This is a genomic window from Streptomyces sp. NPDC007084, assembly GCF_040703595.1.
Lineage (GTDB): Bacteria > Actinomycetota > Actinomycetes > Streptomycetales > Streptomycetaceae > Streptomyces.
In genome coordinates this window covers 128,629-149,508 of sequence record NZ_JBEYFY010000010.1, presented here as the reverse complement: position 1 = coordinate 149,508, position 20,880 = coordinate 128,629, and the positions used below count along the sequence as shown (strand labels likewise).

The 20,880-nt window shown below is 71.3% G+C and carries 17 protein-coding genes and 1 pseudogene; 8 read left to right on the top strand and 10 right to left on the bottom strand.

Annotated elements, in window-relative coordinates:
* Window positions 1–92: 92 nt before the first annotated feature.
* A complete protein-coding gene (locus AB0912_RS12210) occupies window positions 93–851 on the top strand; it encodes an alpha/beta hydrolase (protein WP_366698546.1) in 759 nt (252 codons plus the stop codon).
* Between the two features lie 90 nt (window positions 852–941).
* Here AB0912_RS12210 and AB0912_RS12205 read toward each other — a convergent pair whose 3' ends face one another.
* Window positions 942–1,541, bottom strand: coding sequence for a class I SAM-dependent methyltransferase (locus AB0912_RS12205; protein ID WP_366698453.1), 600 nt, complete (start codon window positions 1,539–1,541; stop codon window positions 942–944).
* Between the two features lie 203 nt (window positions 1,542–1,744).
* On the opposite strand from AB0912_RS12205, the pseudogene AB0912_RS12200 reads away from it, so the two are divergent.
* Window positions 1,745–1,933 (top strand): annotated as a pseudogene (locus AB0912_RS12200) (DUF742 domain-containing protein); the annotation flags it as partial.
* Window positions 1,934–1,991: 58 nt separating this feature from the next.
* Window positions 1,992–2,597 carry an ATP/GTP-binding protein gene (locus AB0912_RS12195; protein WP_366698451.1) on the top strand — a complete coding sequence of 202 codons (606 nt, stop codon included), beginning with the start codon at window positions 1,992–1,994 and terminating at the stop codon, window positions 2,595–2,597.
* Between the two features lie 71 nt (window positions 2,598–2,668).
* Here the strand turns inward: AB0912_RS12195 and AB0912_RS12190 are convergent, their stop codons facing one another.
* On the bottom strand, window positions 2,669–3,097 hold the full coding sequence (locus tag AB0912_RS12190) for a PPOX class F420-dependent oxidoreductase (RefSeq protein ID WP_366698449.1): 429 nt from the start codon (window positions 3,095–3,097) through the stop codon (window positions 2,669–2,671).
* Window positions 3,098–3,192: 95 nt separating this feature from the next.
* On the opposite strand from AB0912_RS12190, the gene AB0912_RS12185 reads away from it, so the two are divergent.
* Both AB0912_RS12185 and AB0912_RS12180 read left to right on the top strand, forming a co-directional pair.
* The gene (locus AB0912_RS12185) at window positions 3,193–3,606 is read left to right on the top strand and encodes a roadblock/LC7 domain-containing protein (protein WP_366698447.1); all 414 of its coding nucleotides are present in this window, start codon (window positions 3,193–3,195) and stop codon (window positions 3,604–3,606) included.
* 127 nt (window positions 3,607–3,733) lie between these two features.
* Window positions 3,734–4,723, top strand: coding sequence for a DUF6397 family protein (locus AB0912_RS12180; RefSeq protein WP_366698445.1), 990 nt, complete (start codon window positions 3,734–3,736; stop codon window positions 4,721–4,723).
* Here the strand turns inward: AB0912_RS12180 and AB0912_RS12175 are convergent.
* Complete coding sequence (locus AB0912_RS12175) at window positions 4,710–5,576, bottom strand: acyl-CoA thioesterase II (RefSeq protein ID WP_366698443.1); 867 nt, start codon at window positions 5,574–5,576, stop codon at window positions 4,710–4,712. The genes AB0912_RS12180 and AB0912_RS12175 overlap by 14 nt on opposite strands.
* Before the next feature lie 19 nt (window positions 5,577–5,595).
* A complete protein-coding gene (locus AB0912_RS12170; RefSeq protein WP_366698441.1) occupies window positions 5,596–8,109 on the bottom strand; it encodes a DUF3516 domain-containing protein in 2,514 nt (837 codons plus the stop codon).
* 145 nt (window positions 8,110–8,254) lie between these two features.
* Here AB0912_RS12170 and AB0912_RS12165 point away from each other — a divergent pair, with 145 nt between their 5' ends.
* The gene (locus tag AB0912_RS12165; RefSeq protein WP_366698439.1) at window positions 8,255–9,049 is read left to right on the top strand and encodes a metal-dependent hydrolase; all 795 of its coding nucleotides are present in this window, start codon (window positions 8,255–8,257) and stop codon (window positions 9,047–9,049) included.
* Between the two features lie 50 nt (window positions 9,050–9,099).
* On the opposite strand, the gene AB0912_RS12160 is transcribed toward AB0912_RS12165, so the two are convergent.
* The 4 genes from AB0912_RS12160 to AB0912_RS12145 form a co-directional block, all read right to left on the bottom strand.
* On the bottom strand, window positions 9,100–9,375 hold the full coding sequence (locus tag AB0912_RS12160; RefSeq protein ID WP_366698437.1) for a type B 50S ribosomal protein L31: 276 nt from the start codon (window positions 9,373–9,375) through the stop codon (window positions 9,100–9,102).
* Between the two features lie 39 nt (window positions 9,376–9,414).
* Complete coding sequence (locus tag AB0912_RS12155; RefSeq protein WP_366698435.1) at window positions 9,415–9,885, bottom strand: DUF5709 domain-containing protein; 471 nt, start codon at window positions 9,883–9,885, stop codon at window positions 9,415–9,417.
* 279 nt (window positions 9,886–10,164) lie between these two features.
* A complete protein-coding gene (locus AB0912_RS12150; protein ID WP_366698433.1) occupies window positions 10,165–12,030 on the bottom strand; it encodes an ABC transporter ATP-binding protein in 1,866 nt (621 codons plus the stop codon).
* A complete protein-coding gene (locus tag AB0912_RS12145; RefSeq protein ID WP_366698431.1) occupies window positions 12,027–13,931 on the bottom strand; it encodes an ABC transporter ATP-binding protein in 1,905 nt (634 codons plus the stop codon). The genes AB0912_RS12150 and AB0912_RS12145 overlap by 4 nt, the downstream gene beginning before the upstream one ends.
* Before the next feature lie 253 nt (window positions 13,932–14,184).
* Between AB0912_RS12145 and AB0912_RS12140 the strand changes: the two genes are divergently transcribed.
* Entirely contained in the window at window positions 14,185–14,928 is a 744-nt protein-coding gene (locus AB0912_RS12140) for a L,D-transpeptidase family protein (protein ID WP_366698544.1), read from the top strand.
* Here AB0912_RS12140 and AB0912_RS12135 read toward each other — a convergent pair.
* Both AB0912_RS12135 and AB0912_RS12130 read right to left on the bottom strand, forming a co-directional pair.
* Complete coding sequence (locus AB0912_RS12135; RefSeq protein ID WP_366698430.1) at window positions 14,925–17,906, bottom strand: FAD-binding and (Fe-S)-binding domain-containing protein; 2,982 nt, start codon at window positions 17,904–17,906, stop codon at window positions 14,925–14,927. The genes AB0912_RS12140 and AB0912_RS12135 overlap by 4 nt on opposite strands.
* A 391-nt stretch (window positions 17,907–18,297) precedes the next feature.
* Window positions 18,298–18,813, bottom strand: a complete 516-nt coding sequence (locus tag AB0912_RS12130) for a MarR family transcriptional regulator (RefSeq protein ID WP_366698429.1) — start codon at window positions 18,811–18,813, stop codon at window positions 18,298–18,300.
* Window positions 18,814–19,043: 230 nt separating this feature from the next.
* Here AB0912_RS12130 and AB0912_RS12125 point away from each other — a divergent pair, with 230 nt between their 5' ends.
* Window positions 19,044–20,843, top strand: a complete 1,800-nt coding sequence (locus AB0912_RS12125) for an ABC transporter ATP-binding protein (RefSeq protein WP_366698427.1) — start codon at window positions 19,044–19,046, stop codon at window positions 20,841–20,843.
* Window positions 20,844–20,880 lie beyond the last annotated feature (37 nt).

Genomic DNA, 20,880 nt, shown 5'->3' with positions numbered 1-20,880 from the left:
CATCGGTTCATGAATACATTGGTTTACGAATACATCGAGACCGATGTATTCTCGCGGTGAAAGAGCGCAACGCCATGACCGGGGAGGGCCTGATGAGGGAAGCCGAGTTCGACAACAGGGGGAGCCGGATCCGCTGGACCGAGGTGCCGGGCGCGGGGCCCGCGCGCGTGTACGTGCACGGTCTCGGGGCGACCTCGGCCGTCTACAACGCGCACATCGCGGCCCGGCCCGAACTGGCCGGCCGCCGGACCCTGTTCGTCGATCTGCCCGGCCATGGCATCAGCGACCGGCCCGGGGACTTCGGCTACCGGCTGGAGGATCACGCCGATGCGCTCGCAGCCGCTCTGGACGGCGCCGGTGTCACCGAGGCGGAACTCGTCGCCCACAGCATGGGAGGAGCCGTCGCCATCGTGCTCGCCGAGCGGCGGCCCGACCTGGTCTCCCGCCTCGTCCTGGTCGAGGCCAACCTCGACCCGTACCCGCCGGGTACGACGGGGCAGAGCGGCATCGCCTCGTACGAGGAGGACGACTACGTCGAGAACGGCGGCCACGCGCGCGTGCTCGAAAAGGTCGGAGCCTCCTGGGCCGCGACCATGCGCCTCACGGATCCGCGCGCCCTGCACCGAAGCGCGGTGGCGCTCAAGGACGGCACCAGCCCGACGATGCGCCGGATGCTCACCGGGTTGACGATCGACCGCGTCTACCTTCAGGGCGAACTCAGCGGCGAACTCCCCGGCGCGCAGGACCTGGAGGCCGCGGGAGTGCGGGTCGTGACCGTGCCCGGCGCGGGGCACAACATCATGTTCGACAACCCCGACGTCCTCGTCGCGGTCGTCGCCGGCACGGGCTGACCTGCCCGGCCCCGCCCCGCATCGGCCTCCCGCGCTGTGAACGACCCGGTCAGCCGTTCAGACTGCGGGAAGCGTGGTCCGGGGCGGCCATCAACCCTTGCGTACCGCGAGCGCGAGGAAACGGGCGTCCTCGTCCGCGTACGACGTCATGTCCCAGCCCGAACCACCGAGGAGCGGACCGAGGTTTGGCTCCGCGCGCAGGTCCTCCGGTGTGAGCTGCCGCCCCTGGCGCGCCGCGAGGGCGGCCCGGCCGATCGGATGGAACAGGGCGAGCGTGCCGCCGGGCCGCACCACCCGTGCCAACTCGCGCAGATTGTCGACGGGATTCGGCAGATGGGCGATGAGCCCGGCGGCGAACACGGCGTCCAACGACTCCGAACGCAGGGGCAGCGCGGCGACGTCGGCCAACAGCAGCCGGCCGTCGCTGTCGCGCCCGGCGCGCACAGCGGCCTCCAGCATGCCTCGCGTCAGATCGGCCCCGACGACCACCCCGGCCGGTCCCACGGCGGCCCGCAGCGGCGGCAGGGCGCGCCCGGTGCCACAACCCGCGTCAAGCACCCGGTCACCCGCGCGCAACCCCATGCCCGCCACGGCGGCCTCGTACGCGGGCCCGTCGTCGGGGAACCGGCTGTCCCAGTCCGCCGCGCGGGCGCCGAAGAACTCCTGGACGTGCGTGTGGTCGTCGGTCATGTGCCGCATGATCTCTCACCTACACGAAGGATGACGCGGTGCACACGTTCGAGCCCGACACGATCGTGGGAGTACACGTCTTCGTCAGATTGCAAAAGCTTTCGAAACGCGTCCCCTTCGTGACTCTGTGCGCCCACTAGCGTCCCGGGGCCATGGGACATCTGGGCCAGCCGACGAGCGCCCCCAGACCGAGGGGCTCGCCACTGTGCCGTGACGAAAGCCGGTCGGTCGCCGAACCGGCCGCCGACGCCGACCTTCCCGCGGGTGTGGTCCGGGTGCTCCTGGGAGACCTGCTGGAACGCGACCGCATCGCGATCAGCTGCCGGGTACCACCCGCCCAACTTCCGGACGAGCGCGTTCTCCGCGAGGTGATCGGCGGACGGCGGGCCCTCTGGACGACCCAGCCGAACCGATGCCGACGGCGGTCGGCATTGCCGAGAGAAGTGATCGATGGTCTCCGAGAACTCCGACACCTCAGGCGGCGACCCGTCCGCCCTGGCGCTGAAGATACTGGTCGCCGGTGGTTTCGGCGCGGGCAAGACCACCCTGGTGGGCGCGGTCAGCGAGATCCGTCCGCTGCGCACCGAGGAACTGCTCAGCGAGGCGGGTCAGGCGGTGGACTACACCGGCGGAGTGGAGGGGAAGGACACCACGACCGTCGCCATGGACTTCGGACGCATCACCATCCGGTCCGGCCTGTCGCTCTACCTGTTCGGTGCACCGGGCCAGGACCGCTTCTGGTTCCTGTGGGACGACTTGTCGACGGGTGCTCTTGGCGCCGTCGTCCTCGCGGACACCCGAAGGCTGGAGGACTGCTTCCCGGCGGTCGACTACTTCGAGCACCGGCGCATTCCGTTCGTGGTGGCCGTGAACTGCTTCGCCGACGCCCGTGCCTACGGCGCCCATGACGTGTCCCGCGCCCTCGACCTCGACCGGGGCACTCCGGTCCTGCTGTGCGACGCACGCGACCGGGACTCGGGCAAGGAGGTGCTCATCCGGCTCGTCGAGTACGCCGGGCGGGTCCACACCGCCCGGCTGCTCGATTCCGTCGGCTGAGCCGGCGGACGTGACCGCTCAGTCGCGGCGGCCACTCCGTCGGCGCCGACGGTTCAGTCGACGCCGGCCGTTCAGTCGGCCACGGCGGCGAAGGCCAGGACCTTCTCGATCCGCACACGGACGAGCAGTTCACCGGGTACGCCGTTGCGCCGCCCGAACTCCTCGGCGCGGTCCTCACCCATGTAGCGGCCGCCGATCCGGGCCGCCCAGAGCCGCAGGTCGTCCACGTCCTCCGACAACGCCGCCCGGCCCTCAAGCACCACGAAGGCGAAGGGCGGCCGGTCGTCGTCCACGCACAGGGCGACCCGGCCGTCCCGTGCCAGGTTCCTTCCCTTCACCGAGTCCTTCCCGGTGTTGAACACCAGGTCGTCACCGTCCAGCACGAACCAGATCGGCGCCACGTGAGGACTGCCGTCGGCCCGGACGGTGGACAGCTTCCCCGTGCGGGTGCCCTGCGAGACGAACGCTCGCCACTGCTCCTCGGTCATCTTCTCTGCCATGCCGCCCATCCTCCTTGCCCGGAGGGCGGCTGTGGGGAAGGCTTGCTGGGCGAATCCTCCGGTCGGGGGGAAACGACACACGGGGAGACCGGATCATGGCACAGAACACGGGACTTGGCTGGCTGCTGGACGACCTCACCCAGCGCGTCGAGCACGTGCGGCACGCGCTGGTGCTCTCGAACGACGGGCTGGTGACGGGCGCGAGCACCGGACTGCGGCGCGAGGACGCCGAGCACCTCGCCGCCGTGTCGTCCGGACTGCACAGCCTCGCCAAAGGCTCAGGACGCCACTTCGGCGCCGGACAAGTCCGCCAGACGATGGTCGAGTTCGACGACGCCGTACTTTTCGTCACCGCGGCCGGCTCGGGAAGCTGCCTGTGCGTTCTCAGCGGAGCCGAGGCGGACATAGGCCAGGTGGCCTACGAGATGACGCTGCTGGTGAACCGGGTGGGCGAACACCTCGGCGTGGACGCGCGACAGCCGGAGAGCAGGCCTGCCACGGAGCTGTGAGCTGGGGATACGCCGTGGCCGTCCGAGTTATCCACAGGCTCGCCGCGATGTCCGCCGGGCCGGATACGGTTTTTCTCGAAGCGAGCGCACACGGCGCGAGCATCCGACTCCACGGGGGAGAACCGTCATGTCCGGCAGCACCATCACGCAGTCCGCCACCACGTCGCTCAGCCGCGCCGCACACGAACTGGACCTGAGGCGAGGCGAGTTCGACCTCGCCGTCCACCTCGGGTGCGTGCGCACCGTCCCCGACGAGGGAGGCGGAGGACGCCGGGTCGCCCGCCCGGAGATCGACCGACTGCGCTCCGAGCCAGGCTTCCCCGAGACGCTGCACGAGCGGGTGAAGACGGTCGGCACCTCGGAGGGCGCCGCACTCATGGGCGTGACGACCACCCGGTTCACGCGCCTCGCCCGCCTCGGACTCGTCGTGCCCGTCAAGTGGTACGTGAACCGCTATCGCGTCGTCGTCTGGCTGTATCTCGCCGAAGAGCTGAAACAGTTCGCCGCCGACGAGAAGAACGCGCCGTTGATGAAGGGCCGGACACCCGAAAGCCTCCGCGGCCAGCTCGACGAGGGTGTCGACCTCCGGCCCCGCAACTGGCGCGGACGCCGGCTCGGTTTCCTGCTCCGCCAGTCGGAGGACCCCTGGGCCCGCGCCGCCGCCGTCGCGTCGTTGCTCGACCCCGTCCAGGTCGCCGAGGTCGTGAAGGACCCTTACGAGCGCGCGTATCTCAACCGGCTGCGGCCCGAACGGGTTTCGACCGCCGCCCCCGGCTCGCCCTCCGCGCGGATCGCCGAGCGCATCGCGACCGCGGACGACCCCGACGAGATCGCCTGGCTCGGGGCGGACCTGCGGCAGACGCTCGCCGAAGCACGGGAGGACAGGCCGGCGCCCCGCCCCGCGGTGCGTGCCACCCCATCGACACCCGCCGCTCTCCCCGGCTCGTCACCGGCACCCGCCGGTCCGGCCGACGCACCCGCCGATCCGACCAAGGCACCCGCCGGTTCGGCCATTACGCCGGGCACACCGGGCACACCGGTCTCCACCCGTCGGCGCGGGCTGCTCGGCTGGCTGCGCCGCCGCAACGCGGACGCCCGTCTGCCTACAGCGCCCTGAACAGGCCTTCCTGTACGACGGAGACGAGAAGGCGCCCCTCCCGGTCGTAGATGCGGCCGCGGGCCAGTCCGCGGCCGCCCGTGGCGATGGGGGACTCCTGGTCGTACAGGAACCACTCGTCGGCGCGGAACGGCCGGTGGAACCACATGGCGTGGTCCAGCGACGCCATGTCGAAGCCGCGCGGACCCCACAGCGGCTCCACCGGGATGCGGACGGCGTCCAGGAGCGTCATGTCGCTCGCGTACGTGAGAGCACAGGTGTGCACCAGCGGGTCGTCGCCCAGCGGTCCGACGGCACGCATCCACACCGCGCTGCGCGGCTCGGCGCCCTTGGTCTCCTCGGGCGTCCAGCGCAGCCGGTCCACATAGCGGATGTCGAACGGCTGACGCCGCGCCATGCGCTCCAACGCTTCGGGCAGAGCCCCCAGATGCTCCTTGATCTCCTGCGTCACCGTCGGCAGGGACTCGGGGTCCGGCACCTCACGGGCCGGCGGCAACTGGTGCTCGAAGCTCCCTTCCTCAGGCTTGTGAAAGGAGGCGGTGAGATTGAAGATCGTGCGACCCTGCTGCACCGCGGTGACCCGGCGCGTGGTGAACGACCGCCCGTCCCGCACCCGTTCGACCTGGTACACGATGGGCACGCCCGGCCGGCCGGGACGCAGGAAGTACGCGTGCAGCGAGTGCACCGGCCGGTCGCCCTCGGTGGTGCGGCCGGCGGCCACCAGTGCCTGGCCCGCCACCTGTCCGCCGAAGACCCGCTGGAGGGACTCCTGCGGGCTGCGGCCCCGGAAGATGTTGACCTCGATCTGCTCCAGGTCGAGCAGGTCGACAAGTCTCTCGGCAGGGTTCGTCATCGGTGGGTCTCTCCTGTGGTCACAGCTGGCCGACGTCGGTGACCTTGACGATGGCACGGCCCTCCGCGTCGGAGGCCACCAGGTCCACCTCCGCGCTGATGCCCCAGTCGTGATCGCCGTTCGGGTCCGCGAAGGTCTGCCGGACACGCCACAGACCGTTCTGCGGCTCCTCCACGATCGACAGCAGCTTCGGACCACGGGCGTCGGGACCGGTACCGAGGTCCTCGTACTCGTCCCAGTACTTGTCCATGGCCTCGCCCCACGCGTCGGCGTCCCAGCCGGCCTCGGCGTCCATCTCGCCGAGTTCGTCCACGTTGTCCAGAGCGGCCAGCTCGACCCTGCGGAACATCGCGTTGCGGACGAGGACCCGGAAGGCGCGCGCGTTCGCGGTGACCGGCTTGACCTGATCGGCCTTCTCCTGGGCCTCCTCCGCCGTCATCACCTCGGGGTTGGCGAGCTGCTCCCACTCGTCGAGAAGGCTGGAGTCGACCTGGCGCACCATCTCGCCGAGCCACGCGATCAGGTCCTCCAGATCGTCCGACTTGAGGTCGTCCGGGACCGTGTGCTCCAGCGCCTTGTAGGCGCTGGCCAGGTAGCGCAGCACGATGCCCTCGGTGCGCGCGAGTTCGTAGAAGGACACGAACTCCGTGAAGGTCATGGCCCGTTCGTACATGTCGCGGATGATGGACTTCGGCGACAGCGGGTGGTCACCGACCCACGGGTGGCTCTTGCGGTACACGTTGTACGCGTGGAAGAGCAGCTCCTCCAGCGGCTTGGGGTACGACACGTCCTGGAGCCGCTCCATGCGCTCCTCGTACTCCACGCCGTCGGCCTTCATCGCGGCCACCGCCTCGCCGCGGGCCTTGTTCTGCTGCGCGGCCAGGATCTGCCGCGGATCGTCCAGCGTGGACTCCACGACCGACACCATGTCCAGCGCGTACGAGGGGGACTCGGGTTCCAGCAGGTCGAAGGCGGCGAGCGCGAACGTCGACAGGGGCTGGTTGAGCGCGAAGTCCTGCTGGAGATCGACGGTGAGCCGCACGATGCGGCCGGTCGCGTCGGGCTCCTCCAGCTTCTCGACGATGCCGCCGTCGAGGAGCGAGCGGTAGATCGCGATCGCCCGCCGGATGTGCCGAAGCTGCTGCTTGCGCGGCTCGTGGTTGTCCTCGAGCAGATGGCGCATCGCGTCGAAGGCGTTGCCCGGCCGGGCGATCACCGACAGCAGCATCGTGTGCGTGACGCGGAAACGCGAGGTCAGCGGCTCGGGATCGGAGGCGATGAGCTTCTCGAAGGTGTTCTCCGTCCAGCCGACGAAGCCCTCGGGAGCCTTCTTGCGCACCACCTTGCGGCGCTTCTTGGGATCGTCACCCGCCTTCGCGAGGGACTTCTCGTTCTCGATGACGTGCTCCGGCGCCTGCGCGACGACGAAGCCCGCCGTGTCGAAACCCGCCCGCCCGGCGCGCCCGGCGATCTGGTGGAACTCGCGGGCCCGCAGCGTCCGCACCCGGGTGCCGTCGTACTTCGTCAGCGCCGTGAACAGCACCGTGCGGATCGGGACGTTGACGCCCACACCGAGCGTGTCCGTGCCGCAGATGACCTTCAGCAGACCGGCCTGGGCCAGCTTCTCCACCAGCCGCCGGTACTTGGGCAGCATGCCGGCGTGGTGCACCCCGATGCCGTGCCGCACGTAGCGGGAGAGGTTCTGGCCGAACTTGGTGGTGAAGCGGAAGTTGCCGATCAGCTCGGCGATCTGGTCCTTCTCCTCCCGCGTGCACATGTTGATGCTCATCAGCGCCTGCGCCCGCTCCACGGCCTGCGCCTGCGTGAAGTGCACGATGTACACCGGCGCCTGCTTCGTGGCGAGGAGTTCGGTGAGCGTCTCCGTCAGCGGAGTGAGCACATACTCGTAGGACAGCGGGACGGGCCGGGTCGCGGAGCGGACCACCGCGGTGGGGCGTCCGGTGCGGCGCGTGAGGTCCTTCTCGAACATCGAGACGTCACCGAGCGTCGCCGACATCAAAATGAACTGCGCCTGGGGAAGCTCCAGGATCGGGATCTGCCACGCCCAGCCGCGGTCGCCCTCGGCGTAGAAGTGGAACTCGTCCATCACGACCTGGCCCACATCGGCCTGCCGCCCGTCCCGCAGCGCGATCGACGCGAGGACCTCGGCCGTGCAGCAGATCACCGGGGCATCGGCGTTCACGGACGCGTCACCGGTGAGCATGCCGACGTTCTCGGTCCCGAAGATCTTGCACAGCTCGAAGAACTTCTCCGAGACCAGCGCCTTGATCGGTGCCGTGTAGAAGGTGACCTCGTCGCGGGCGAGCGCGGCGAAGTGGGCGCCCGCCGCGATCATGCTCTTGCCCGACCCGGTGGGCGTCGAGACGATCACGTTCGCCCCCGAGACCACCTCGATCAGCGCCTCCTCCTGGTGGGGGTAGAGCGTGAGACCGCGTTCCCCGGCCCACGACTCGAAGGCTTCGTAAAGGGCGTCGGGGTCTGCGGTCTGCGGGAGCTGATCGATGAGGGTCACGTCCCCATCTTGCCTGGCGACGCACGCTATGGGGGAATCGGCTGCCGTTCCGAAGATCACGAACGCTACGCTGTGGCGCCGACGACGCGTCAGCGCGCACGGGCAACTGGACAGCGGCACAAGAGGAATGGGGCGGGGTACGGCCATGATGGGACCAGCACACTCACTGTCGGGGGCCGCGGCCTGGCTCGGCGTCGGAGCGGCCGCCGCCGCGGCCGGCCACACGATGCCCTGGCCGGTCCTCCTGGTCGGCGCGCTGATCTGCGCGGGTGCCGCGCTCGCCCCGGACCTCGACCACAAGGCCGCCACCATCTCGCGGGCCTTCGGACCGGTGTCACGGTGGCTGTGCGAGATCGTCGACAAGCTGTCGTACGCGGTCTACAAGGGGACCAAGAAGCAGGGCGACCCCCGGCGCTCCGGCGGCCACCGCACGCTGACGCACACCTGGCTGTGGGCGGTGCTGATAGGCGCGGGCAGCTCGGTGCTGGCGATCACCGGCGGCCGCTGGGCGGTCCTCGCCATCCTCTTCGTACACATGGTGCTCGCCATCGAGGGACTGCTGTGGCGGGCTGCCCGCGGCTCCAGCAGCGACGTCCTCGTCTGGCTCCTTGCCGCGACGAGCGCCTGGATCCTGGCCGGAATACTGGACAAGCCGGGCAACGGCGCGCACTGGCTGTTCACCGACCCGGGCCAGGAGTACCTCTGGCTCGGCCTGCCCATCGTCCTCGGCGCGCTGGTGCACGACATCGGGGACGCGCTCACGGTCTCCGGCTGCCCGATCCTGTGGCCCATCCCGATCGGCCGCAAGCGCTGGTACCCGATCGGGCCGCCGAAGGTGATGCGCTTCCGCGCCGGAAGCTGGGTCGAGCTGAAGGTGCTGATGCCCGTCTTCATGCTGCTCGGCGGCGTTGGGTGCGCGGCCGCCCTGAACTTCATCTGAGGCATGGCCCCACGGGCGGCCGATTCGGGGGATGGCTCGCTTCTCGCGGGTCAGGCGGACCCGGCCCCGTCGGAGCCCTGGGCGCCGCCTCCGTACCGGCGCTCGAACTGGGCGACGCGGCCCTCGGAGTCCACGGTGCGGGCCTTGCCGGTGTAGAAGGGGTGGCTTTCCGAGGAGATCTCGACGTCGACGACCGGGTAGGTCTCCCCGTCGTCCCACTCGATGGTCCGCTCGCTCGTGGCCGTGGACCGGGTGAGGAAGGCGTAACCGGCGCTGCGGTCGCGGAAGACCACCGGGTGGTAGTCGGGCTGCTTGTCCTGCTGCATGGATGCTCCTTTTGGGGAGTGACCTGCTCCGGGGGCCGGTCAGCCGGACACGGAGTCCTCGTCGACGATGTGCATGGCGGCCTCCTCGGCCGAGGCCGCGGCGCCGTCGATGCCGATGTCCGTCGCGACGAGCCCGCTCTCCTCATCCTCGTGCGCTCCTTCGTCCGGTGCCACCAGACGTCCGGAGCGGAGGTCGCCCACCTCGTTGTCGAGGGGCTCGCCGTCGGTGTCCTCGCAGTCGCCGATGCCGTCACCGTCGGAGGCGGCGATGTCGGGCAGTTCCTCCGACAGGCGCTGCTCCAGGGTCTCGCCCGCGACGGCCTCCGCCGCGGTCACCCCCTGGTGCTCGACCGCCCAGGGGCGTTCCGGAGGGGACCAGCCGCGGTCCAGCGGGTCGCCGACGCCGTCGCTGACGAGGGTGTCCTCCGCGTCGAGCAGTCCGGCGTCGTCCTGTACCTCGGACCCGTCGGGCTGGTAGACGTCGTCTCCCCATCCGTCGGCGCTGTCCACGAGTACCTCCAGGGGGTGCGGACGGGGACCGGCTCCGCCGGATGCGACGACGGACGCGCGGACCACGGGACACGGCTGTCGCCCCACGCGAACCGGGTGGTTCCCGGAGGTCCCCCGAGCGGGTGTCCACATCCAGACTTCCACCCCCCGTCGGCACCGCGCAACGCCACAGCACCGGACCAGCGGCGCCGCACGGGCCGGCGACGGGGTCACCCCGCCACAGGCCGCCCCGGCACAGCCCACCCCGGCGCACCCGCCCCCACTTCAGCCGCCCTCGGCTCACCCGTGCCAGGACCGCCACAGGGCCGCGTAGGCGCCGTCCGCCGCCACCAGCTCGTCGTGGCTGCCCAGCTCGCTGATCCGGCCGTTCTCGACCACGGCGATGACGTCCGCGTCGTGGGCGGTGTGCAGCCGGTGGGCGATCGCGATCACGGTGCGGCCGTCCAGGACACGGGCGAGGGAGCGTTCCAGATGGCGCGCCGCACGGGGGTCGAGCAGGGAGGTCGCCTCGTCCAGGACCAGCGTGTGCGGGTCCGCGAGGACGAGCCGGGCCAGCGCGATCTGCTGCGCCTGGGCAGGTGTGAGCGTGAACCCGCCGGACCCGACCTCGGTGTCCAGCCCGTCGTCCAGCGCTCTGGCCCAGCCATCGGCGTCCACCGCGCCGAGAGCCGCCCACAGCCGGGCGTCGACGGCGTCCACGGTCCCGTCGGTGTCGGCGGCGTCGCCCGTGCCCACGGGAGCGGCCGTGGGCGTCGCCTCGGCCGGGCGATGCCGGGAGCGGGGGACGGCGAGGAGCAGATTGTCGCGCAGGGAACCCACGAAGACGTGGTGTTCCTGGTTGACGAGGGCCACGTGGGAGCGGACGTCCTCGGCGGGCATCCTGGAGAGTTCGGCGCCGCCGAGCGTGATCCGGCCGTCCCGGGGCGCGTAGATACCGGCGAGCAGCCTGCCCAGCGTGGACTTGCCCGCCCCGGACGGGCCGACCAGGGCGACCCGGGTGCCGGGCGGGACGGCCAGCGTGACGTCACGGAGCACGTCGACGCCCGCGCGGTAGCCGAAGTGCACCCCGTCGGCGTGCACGTCCCGCCCCTCCGGCGCCACCGCTGGGTCGCCCGCGGCCGGCTCGATGTCGCGGACACCGACGAGGCGTGCCAGGGAGACCTGGGCGACCTGCAGTTCGTCGTACCAGCGCAGGATCAGGCCCACCGGGTCGACGAGCATCTGCGCGATCAGCGCACCGGTCGTCAGCTGGCCCACGCCGATCCAGCCCTGGAGGGCCAAGACCCCGCCGATCATCAGCACCGAGCAGAGGACGGTCACATGCGTGATGCTGACGACCGGGAAGAGGACCGACCGGAGCCAGAGGGTGTACCGCTCCCACGCAGTCCACTCCTTGACGCGGCGGTCCGACAGATCGATGCGGCGCTCGCCCAGCCGGTGCGACTCGACGGTGCGTCCGGCGTCGACGGTCTCGGCGAGGACGGCGGCGACGGCGGCGTAGCCGGCGGCCTCCGACCGGTAGGCGGCGGGCGCCCGTTTGAAGTACCAGCGGCAGCCGACGACCAGCAGCGGGACGGCGAGGAGGACAGCGGGCGCGAGGGCCGGAGCCGTCACGGCGAGTCCGCCGAGCAGCAGCGCCGCCCACACCACACCGATGGCGAGCTGGGGCACGGCCTCGCGCATGGCGTTGGCGAGCCGGTCGATATCGGTGGTGATGCGGGACAGCAGATCACCCGTCCCGGCGCGTTCCAGCACGCCGGGCGGCAGTCCGACCGACCGCACGAGGAAGTCCTCCCGCAGATCGGCCAGCATCCGCTCGCCGAGCACGGCGCCGCGCAGCCGCACCTGGCGTACGAACACCGCCTGGACGACGAGCGCGAGGACGAACAGCGCGGCGGTGCGCTCCAGATGGAGGTCGCGGGTGTGGTCGGTGACCCGCTCGACGACCGCGCCCAGCAGGTAGGGCCCGGCCATCGAGGCCACGACGGCCACGGTGTTGACGCCGATCAGCAGGAGGAAGGCCGTGCGATGGCGTCGGAACAGTTCGGTCACGTAGGCGCGTACGGTCGCGGGCGCGCCGACGGGCAGGGTGGTCGCCGTCGTCGGGGCGGCCGGGTCGTAGGCCGGGGGCGCCACGCCGATCATGCGGTCTCCTCGATTTCTTCCAGTACGCCGGTAAGCACGGCTTCGTCGTCGGGGGTCACGTCGCCGAGAGGGGCCCGGGCGGCTGCCTCGGCGGCGGCTTCCTCATCGGTCTCCCGGGTCACCACGGCCCGGTACAGGGGCTCGTCGCGTACCAGTTCGCGGTGCGCTCCCACCGCGGCGACCCGGCCCTCGTGGACGAGGACCACCCGGTCAGCGTGGTCGAGAAGCAGCGGCGAGGAGGTGAACACGACCGTCGTGCGGCCGGCCCGCAGCGAGCGCAGTCCCTCGGCGATCCTGGCCTCGGTGTGTGAGTCGACCGCGGACGTCGGCTCGTCCAGGACGAGCACCTCCGGGTCCGTGATCAGGGACCGCGCCAGGGCGAGCCGCTGGCGCTGGCCGCCCGAAAGGGAGCGTCCGCGCTCGGTGATCCGGGCGTCCATCGGGTCCTCGGCGTCCAGCGAGCCCTGGGTGAGCGCGTCCAGCACGTCACCGCATTGCGCGGCCTCCAGCGCCGCTCGGGCGCTGACGAGACCGGAGGCGGGCACGTCGAGCAGTTCGCGCAGGGAACCGGACAGCAGTACCGGGTCCTTGTCCTGGACGAGGACGGCCGTGCGCGCGGACTCCAGGGGGAGTTCGTCCAGCGGCACCTTCCCGAGCAGCACCGAGCCGCCGACGGCCACGTCCTCGACGCCTCCCTCGACTGTCCGCTCGGCGGTGCGCTCGGCTGTCCGCTCGGCGCTGTGCTCGGACGGGTGGCCGCCGAGCCGTTCGGCGAGCAGCCCCGCCGCGTCCGGGTCGCCGCACACCACGGCGGTGAGCCGGCCGGCCGGCGCGAGGAGGCCGGTCGCCGGGTCGTACAGATCACCGGTCGGGGCCTCCATCGGGAGGGAACCCTCGCTGTCCATGGCGCGTTCCAAAGACAGCACCCGGGCGGCCCGCTTGGCCGACGGCCGGGAGAAGGAGTAGGCCATCGCGATCTCTTCGAAGTGGCGCAGAGGATAGGTGAGCAGCATGACGGCGCTGTACACGGTGACGAGTTCACCGACGTCGATCCGCCCGTCGCGGGCCAGCAGCACACCGCGCCAGACGACGGCGATCATCAGCAGACCCGGCAGCAGCACCTGGATCGCGGCGATCAGGGACCACATGCGGGCGCTGCGCACGGCGGCGTGGCGGACCTGCTGGGAGGCGCGGCGGTAGCGGTCGAGGAAGAGTTCCTCGCCGCCGATGCCGCGCAGCACGCGCAGACCCGCGACGGTGTCGGAGGCCAGCTCGGTGGCCCGGCCCGCCTTCTCCCGCTGGAAGTCGGCACGCCGGGTGGCGCGGGGCAGCAGCGGCAGCACGGCGAGGGCAAGGACGGGCACGCCCACCGCGACGATGACGCCGAGCGCGGGCTGGTAGAGGACCAGGCCGACGCAGACCAGGACCACCGTCAGGGCGGCCGCCGTGAACCGGGACACGGCCTCGACGAACCAGCCGATCTTCTCGACGTCGCCGGTCGAGACCGCGACCACCTCGCCCGCCGCGACGCGCCGGGTCAGCGCGGAGCCGAGGAGAGCGGTCCGGCGGGCCAGCAGTTGCTGGACGCGCGCGGCGGCGGTGATCCAGTTGGTCACGGCGGCGCGGTGCAGCATGGTGTCGCCGAGGGCGATGCCCGCGCCGCACACCGCCATGAGCCCGCCGGTCAGGGCGAGCCGGGTGCCGGAGCGGTCGATGACGGACTGGACCGCCAGGCCCACGCAGAACGGCAGCGCCGAGACCGCCACGAAGTGCAGCAGACCCCAGGCCAGGGCCTTGAACTGTCCGCCGAGCTGATTCCGGCCGAGCCACCACAGGAATCGGGGACCCGAGCGGGCGTCCGGCACACCCGGGTCGGGATACGGAAGGTCTTGGATCTGCATGACGTCCCAGTGGCTCGTGTCAGGTGAAAGAGGGCGAAGTGAGGGAAGCGGGTGAGGGGAGGGCCGCCGGTGGGCGGAGGCCGGCCGGTCGCGGGGACCGGCAACAAACCGTGAAAGGTTCGCCTCGTACGGTGGTGAAAGGCAAACGATTTTCCGGCCGGAAGCGGGTATCCGGCCTGATCGGCCGCGACTGGCCGGGGAGTGGGAGAGGACGATTCGTCGGCTACGTGGTGCGAGGATGGACGGCATGCGAATGAACGGTGCGATGCGTACGGGGCTCGCCGCGGTGACCTGCGGGACTCTCGCCGTCGGGCTCGCGGCCTGCGGCGGGTCGACGGACGGCGGGGCGAAGGACGTGCGGGGGAACGCGGGATCGGCCGGCAAGGCGGCCCGCACCAGCGCTCCTCCCGCGGACCCGACACGCATCCCGGACGTCGGTGACCGGCTCCAGAAGAAGATCCCGGCCGACTCCCGGCAGGTCCTGGCGGTCTACGGCGAGGGCAAGGACTCGGCCACGTCCACCGCCGTGCTGTACACCAAGTCCGGCGCCAACTGGAAGAAGACCATCAGCTGGGCCGCGCACAACGGCAAGAAGGGCTGGACGACCGACCACCACGAGGACGACAAGCGCAGCCCCGTCGGGATGTTCACGCTCAGCGACGCGGGCGGTGTGCTCGACGACCCGGGCGCCCGGCTGCCGTACACGCAGTCCGAGGACTTCCAGGCACCGCACTACTGGGACAAGTCGCACTGGCACGACTTCGACTACGTCATCGCCATCGACTACAACCGCGTCAAGGGCAACCCGCCGGACGACGGCACCCGCCCGTGGGGCCAGGACAAGGGCGGCGGCATCTGGCTGCACCTGGACCACGGCAGCGGCACCTCGGCCTGTGTGAGCCTGCCCAAGTCAGGCATGGAGTACCTGCTGCGCACGCTGGACCCCGACCAGCACCCGGTCGTGGTGATGGGCGACAAGGCGGACCTCAAGGCCTAATCCCCACTCCCGCCTGCCTTGCCCGCCTTGCCCGTCTTGTACGCGGCGGGGGCACGGGTCGCGCGCTCCAGCTCCAGCAGGGCGGAGTAGTAGGCGCGGCCCGTCGTGTGGTCCATGCCCACCTCGCACATGCGGTTCGCCGACAGGTGCGCGTCGAAGGTGCGGGAGGCCACGAACGCCGCCTCCTCGCGGGTGGCCGACTCGGTGAGTTCCCGGTGGAGCATGCCGCGGTCGCCCGCGAAGGCGCAGCACCCGGCGTCGTCCGGGACCACCACCTCATCGGCGCAGGCCTCGGCCACCGCGCGCAACTGCGCCTCGTCGCCCAGGTGGCGCATGGAGCACGTCGGATGCAGCACCGCGGAGCCGACCGTGCGGTGCACGGTGAGACGCGGGAGCAGTTCCTCCGCCGCCCAGACGAGTGAGTCGACCACTGTCAGACTCTCGTGCAACTCCCGGTTGTCCGGGGTGAGATAGGGGACGACCTCGCGGGCGATGCCGAGGGTGCAGGAGGAGGCGTCCACGACGAGCGGGAGCCGGCCGCCCGCGGTCCAGCCCCAGGCGGCCTCGACGACACGGTTGGCCATGACGGCGTTGCCCGCGTCGTATCCCTTGGAGTGCCAGATCGTCGCGCAGCACGTCCCCTTCACGTCGTCCGGGATCCACACCGGCCGCCCCGCCCGCTCCGACACGGCCACGACCGCCCGCGCGAGGGACACGTCTCCGGGGCTGCCGAAGATGCGGTTGACACACGCCGGGTAGTACACGGCGACGGCGCCCACCCGCGCGGTGGAGGGAAGAGCGGCGGGCGCCGCCCCCGGCATCCCGGGCAGCCACTCGGGCACGAGGTCCGGGCGCACCGCCTTGCGCGCCACCCGCGTCACCGCGTTCACCCACCGGTCACCGAAGCGGTCGCCGATCCGGTCCGCGGCGGCGACGGCCAGCCGCGCCGAGGCTTCCAGCGCCCTGAAGTTCCGTGCGGCCAGCGCCGCCACCCGCTCCTCGCGCGGCGAGTGACGGATGTGACGGAAGTCCTTCATCAGGGCTCCCGTGTCGATGCCGACCGGACAGGCGAGCTTGCAGGTCGAGTCGCCCGCGCAGGTGTCCACGGCGGCGAACCCGTAGGCGTCCAGAAGACCTTCCTCGACCGGGGAGCCGTCCGGCTGGCGCATCATCTCCCGGCGCAGGACGATCCGTTGACGCGGTGTGGTCGTCAGATCGCGGCTGGGGCAGGTCGATTCGCAGAAGCCGCACTCGATGCAGGGGTCGGCGACCGCCTCGACGCGCGGGATGGTCTTCAGTCCCCGCAGATGCGCGCGCGGATCACGGTCGAGGACGACGCGTGGTGCGAGGACCCCGTACGGGTCGATGAGGCGCTTCGTCCGCCACATCAACTCCGTGGCCACCGGCCCCCATTCGAGTTCGAGAAAGGGCGCGATGTTGCGGCCGGTGGCGTGTTCGGCCTTCAGGGAGCCGTCGAAGCGTTCGACGGTGAGCCGGCAGAACGCGTCCATGAAGGCGGCGTAGCGCTCCACGTCGTCCGCCCGGGACGCGTCGAAGGCGAGCAGGAAGTGCAGGTTGCCGTGCGCGGCGTGGCCCGCGACCGCCGCGTCGAAACCGTACCGGGTCTGGAGCGCGAGGAGCGCCTCGCAGGCCTCCGCGAGCCGCTCCGGGGGCACCGCGAAGTCCTCCGTGATCAGCGTCGTACCGGACGGGCGCGCGCCGCCGACCGCCGTGACGAACGCCTTGCGCGCCTTCCAGTACCCGGCGACGGTCCGTTGGTCGCGGGTGAGGGTGTTCGTCACCGACGCCACGGGGGAGACCAGCGTGAGCCCGTCCAGTACGGCGCGCGCCCGCTCCTCGTACGCCTCCTGCGTGACCTCGTCCGGGGCGCGGAACTCGACGAGCAGCGCGGTCGTCGGTCCGGGCAGATCCGCCCAGTCGCCGGGCACGCCCTCGACGCTCACCGAGGCGCGCAGCGTGTTGCCGTCCATCAGCTCGACGGCCGAGGCGCCCGCGGCGGTGAAGAAGGGGACGGCGGCGGCAGCGGCCGGCAGCGAGCCGAAGAAGAAGAGGCCCGCCGTGACCCGCCGGTCCAACGGGAGCGTGTCGAAGACGACCTCCGAGATGAAGCCGAACGTGCCCTGCGAGCCGACCATCAGACCACGCAGGATCTGGACGGGCGTGGAGCCGTCGAGGAAGGCGTCCAGACGGTAGCCGTTGGTGTTCTTGATCGTGTACTTGGCCCGGATCCGGGCCGTCAGCTCGGCGTCGGACTCGATCTCCGATTTGATCCGCAGGAGACCGGCGCACAGATCCGGTTCGGCGCGGGCGAGCCGTTCGTCGGCGTCCGGTTCGGCCGTGTCCACGACGGTCCCGGACGGCAGGACGAACGTGAGCGAGGCGAGGGTGCGGTACGAGTTGCGGTCGGTGCCCGCGGTCATCCCGGAGGCGTTGTTCGCGACGACCCCGCCGACCGTGCAGGCGATCGCGCTGGCCGGGTCCGGGCCGAGGACGCGGCCGTGCCGGGCGAGTGCCGCGTTGGCGCGGGCGATCGTCGTACCCGGCGCGATACGGGCCCGCGCGCCGCCGTCGAGGATCTCGACGCCCGTCCAGTGCCGGCGCACGTCGACGAGGATGTCCTCGCCCTGCGCCTGGCCGTTGAGCGAGGTTCCGGCCGCCCGGAACACGACCTCGCGTCCCTTGCCGTGCGCGTACGACAGGACGGCCGAGACGTCGTCGATGTCCTCGGCGACCACGACGACCCGGGGCAGGAAGCGGTAGGGGCTGGCGTCCGAGGCGTAGCGCACGAGGTCGGAGATCCCGGTGAGCACCTTGCCGGCGCCGAGCAGGGCGGTCAGGTCGCCGCCCAAGGGTTCGGGGGTGCCTCCGGCGCGGTCGTCGGGGACCCGGTCGGAGGCGGGTGCCTCGGGGTGCGCCTCGGGGCGCAGGGCGTCGGGGTCGGGCTCCAGCAGGGGCATCGCACACCACTCCTCACAGGCTCACCGGACGGCCGGGTGACGTGCCCGACCGGCGGACTCATCAAGCGGTCCGCCGACGTACCCGTCCGACGGGCTCGCCGGCCGGCTGAGCGACGTGCCTCGGCCGGCGGACCCCTCGGAAGGCCCATCGACGTACCCGGCTCACGAACTCACCGAGCACCCCGCCGACGTACCCGGTCGGCGGACGCACGGAGCCGTCCCGGCGGACGCGCCGAACCGTCCCGACCGATGACCCAGCCGACCCAGCCGACCCGGACAACCCCGGCGATCCCGCCAGGCCCGTCCCGGCCCAGGCACGCGAGCCCGGCGAGCCGGCGTCAACCTCACGCACCTACCCGGTGCCGACGCCGACCTCACACACCGACCCGCGTCAGCAAGTACCCCCGGTCCGTCGGCCCTCGCCACCGGACACCCCGTCGACGGGACCCCCGCCGAAGGCCACTCCATCCACGGGTACCCCGTCCACCAGTGTGTCCAGCAGGCCGCCGAGCACGGCGCGCTGCTCGTCCGTCAATGGAGCCAGGATCTCCTCCGCGGCGCCACGGCGCGCGGCGCGCAGTTCGCGCAGCGCCGCGCGCCCCTCTTCGGTGACCTCGATGCGGATCACCCGCCGGTTGGTGGGATCCGGGACCCGCCGCACCTTCCCGCTGGCCTCCAGGCCGTCGACCAGCGTCGTCACGGCCCGCGGCACCACTTCGAGGCGTTCGGCGAGATCGGCCATCCGGGGCGGTGAGCTGTAGTGCGCGAGGGTACGCAGCAGACGCGACTGGGCGGGGGTGATGCCCAGCTCGCGCTGCTCCAGATGGCGTTTCTGGATGCGGTGCACGCGGCGCGTGAGGCGCAGGAGCTGCTCGGCGAGCAGGCCGTCGGCATCGGGGGTGGTCATACGGGAACAATATCAGGACGCCGTTCATTGTGAGTATAGGTAACAATGAGCTAGGCTCCGTCAGTCGCCGATTCCTGAAGATGACCCCATAGCCCCGGGGGCTCCGCAGCCCTGCTTCACCCCCAGGCCTTCGCAGACCCCGTACCGCAGACCCGGCCACCGGGCCCCAGCTCGCCCCGCAGCCGGCCAGACCCCCTGGGCCCTCCCGGCCCCGTTTCCCTAGGAGTCCATTGCCTCCCGAAACCATCACCTGGAACCCGCCACCCGCCGACAGGGAACAGCCCCGGCAGGTGCGTCGCATCCTGAGCCTCTTCCGCCCCTACCGGGGCCGTCTGGCGATCGTCGGCCTGCTGGTCGGCGCCGCCTCCCTGGTGTCGGTCGCCACGCCCTTCCTGCTCAAGGCGATCCTGGACACCGCCATCCCGCAGGGCCGCACGGGTCTGCTGAGCCTGCTCGCGCTCGGCATGATCCTCAGCGCCGTCCTCAGCGGCGTCTTCGGCGTGCTGCAGACCCTGATCTCCACGACCGTCGGCCAGCGCGTCATGCACGATCTGCGCACCGCCGTCTACGGCCGTCTCCAGCGCATGTCGCTGGCCTTCTTCACCCGGACCCGCACCGGCGAGGTGCAGTCCCGTATCGCCAACGACATCGGCGGCATGCAGGCCACCGTCACCTCCACCGCGACCTCCCTGGTCTCCAACCTCACCAGCGTGATCGCCACGATCGTCGCCATGGTCGCCCTGGACTGGCGCCTGACCGTCGTCTCGCTGCTCCTGCTCCCGGTGTTCGTCTGGATCAGCCGCCGCGTCGGCAACGAACGCAAGCGGATCACCACCCAGCGGCAGAAGCAGATGGCGGCGATGGCCGCCACCGTCACCGAGTCGCTCTCCGTCAGCGGCATCCTGCTCGGCCGCACCATGGGCCGCTCCGACTCGCTGACCAAGTCCTTCGCGGACGAGTCCGAGGGCCTGGTCGACCTCGAAGTGCGGTCGAACATGGCCGGCCGCTGGCGCATGTCCGTCATCGGCATCGTCATGGCCGCCATGCCCGCCTTCATCTACTGGACCGCCGGTGTCGCCCTCCAGCTCGGCGGGCCGACCATCTCGATCGGCACCCTCGTCGCCTTCGTCTCCCTCCAGCAGGGCCTGTTCCGGCCGACGGTCAGCCTGCTGTCCACCGGAGTGCAGATCCAGACCTCGCTCGCGCTCTTCCAGCGCATCTTCGAGTACCTCGACCTGCCCATCGACATCACCGAGCCCGAGAACCCGGTCCACCTCGACCAGGTCAAGGGCGAGATCCGCTTCGAGGACGTCGAGTTCCGCTACGACGACAAGGGCGCCCCGATCCTGGACGCCATCGACGTCACCGTCCCGGCCGGCGGCAGCCTCGCCGTCGTCGGACCGACCGGTTCCGGAAAGTCCACGCTCAGCTATCTCGTGCCCCGGCTCTACGACGTCACCGGCGGCCGGGTGACCCTGGACGGGGTGGACGTCCGCGACCTCGACTTCGACACCCTGGCCCGCGCGGTCGGCGTCGTCTCGCAGGAGACGTACCTCTTCCACGCCTCGGTCGCGGAGAACCTGCGCTTCGCCAAGCCCGACGCCACCGAGGAGGAACTGCACGCGGCGGCCCGCGCCGCCCAGATCCACGACCACATCGCCGCCCTGCCCGACGGGTACGACACGGTCGTCGGCGAGCGCGGTCACCGCTTCTCCGGCGGCGAGAAGCAGCGCCTCGCCATCGCCCGCACCATCCTGCGCGACCCGCCGGTGCTCGTCCTCGACGAGGCGACCAGCGCGCTGGACACCCGTACGGAGCACGCCGTGCAGGAGGCCATCGACGCCCTGTCGGCCAACCGCACCACGATCACCATCGCCCACCGGCTGTCCACGATCCGCGGCGCCGACCAGATCGTCGTCCTCGACGCGGGCCGCGCGGTCGAGCGCGGAACGCACGAGGAACTGCTGGAGCAGGACGGTCGCTACGCCGCCCTCGTCCACCGGGACGCCCAACTGGAGCCGACAAGATGACGATATGCCGGGTTTGTCTGCATTAGCGGGTTACCGT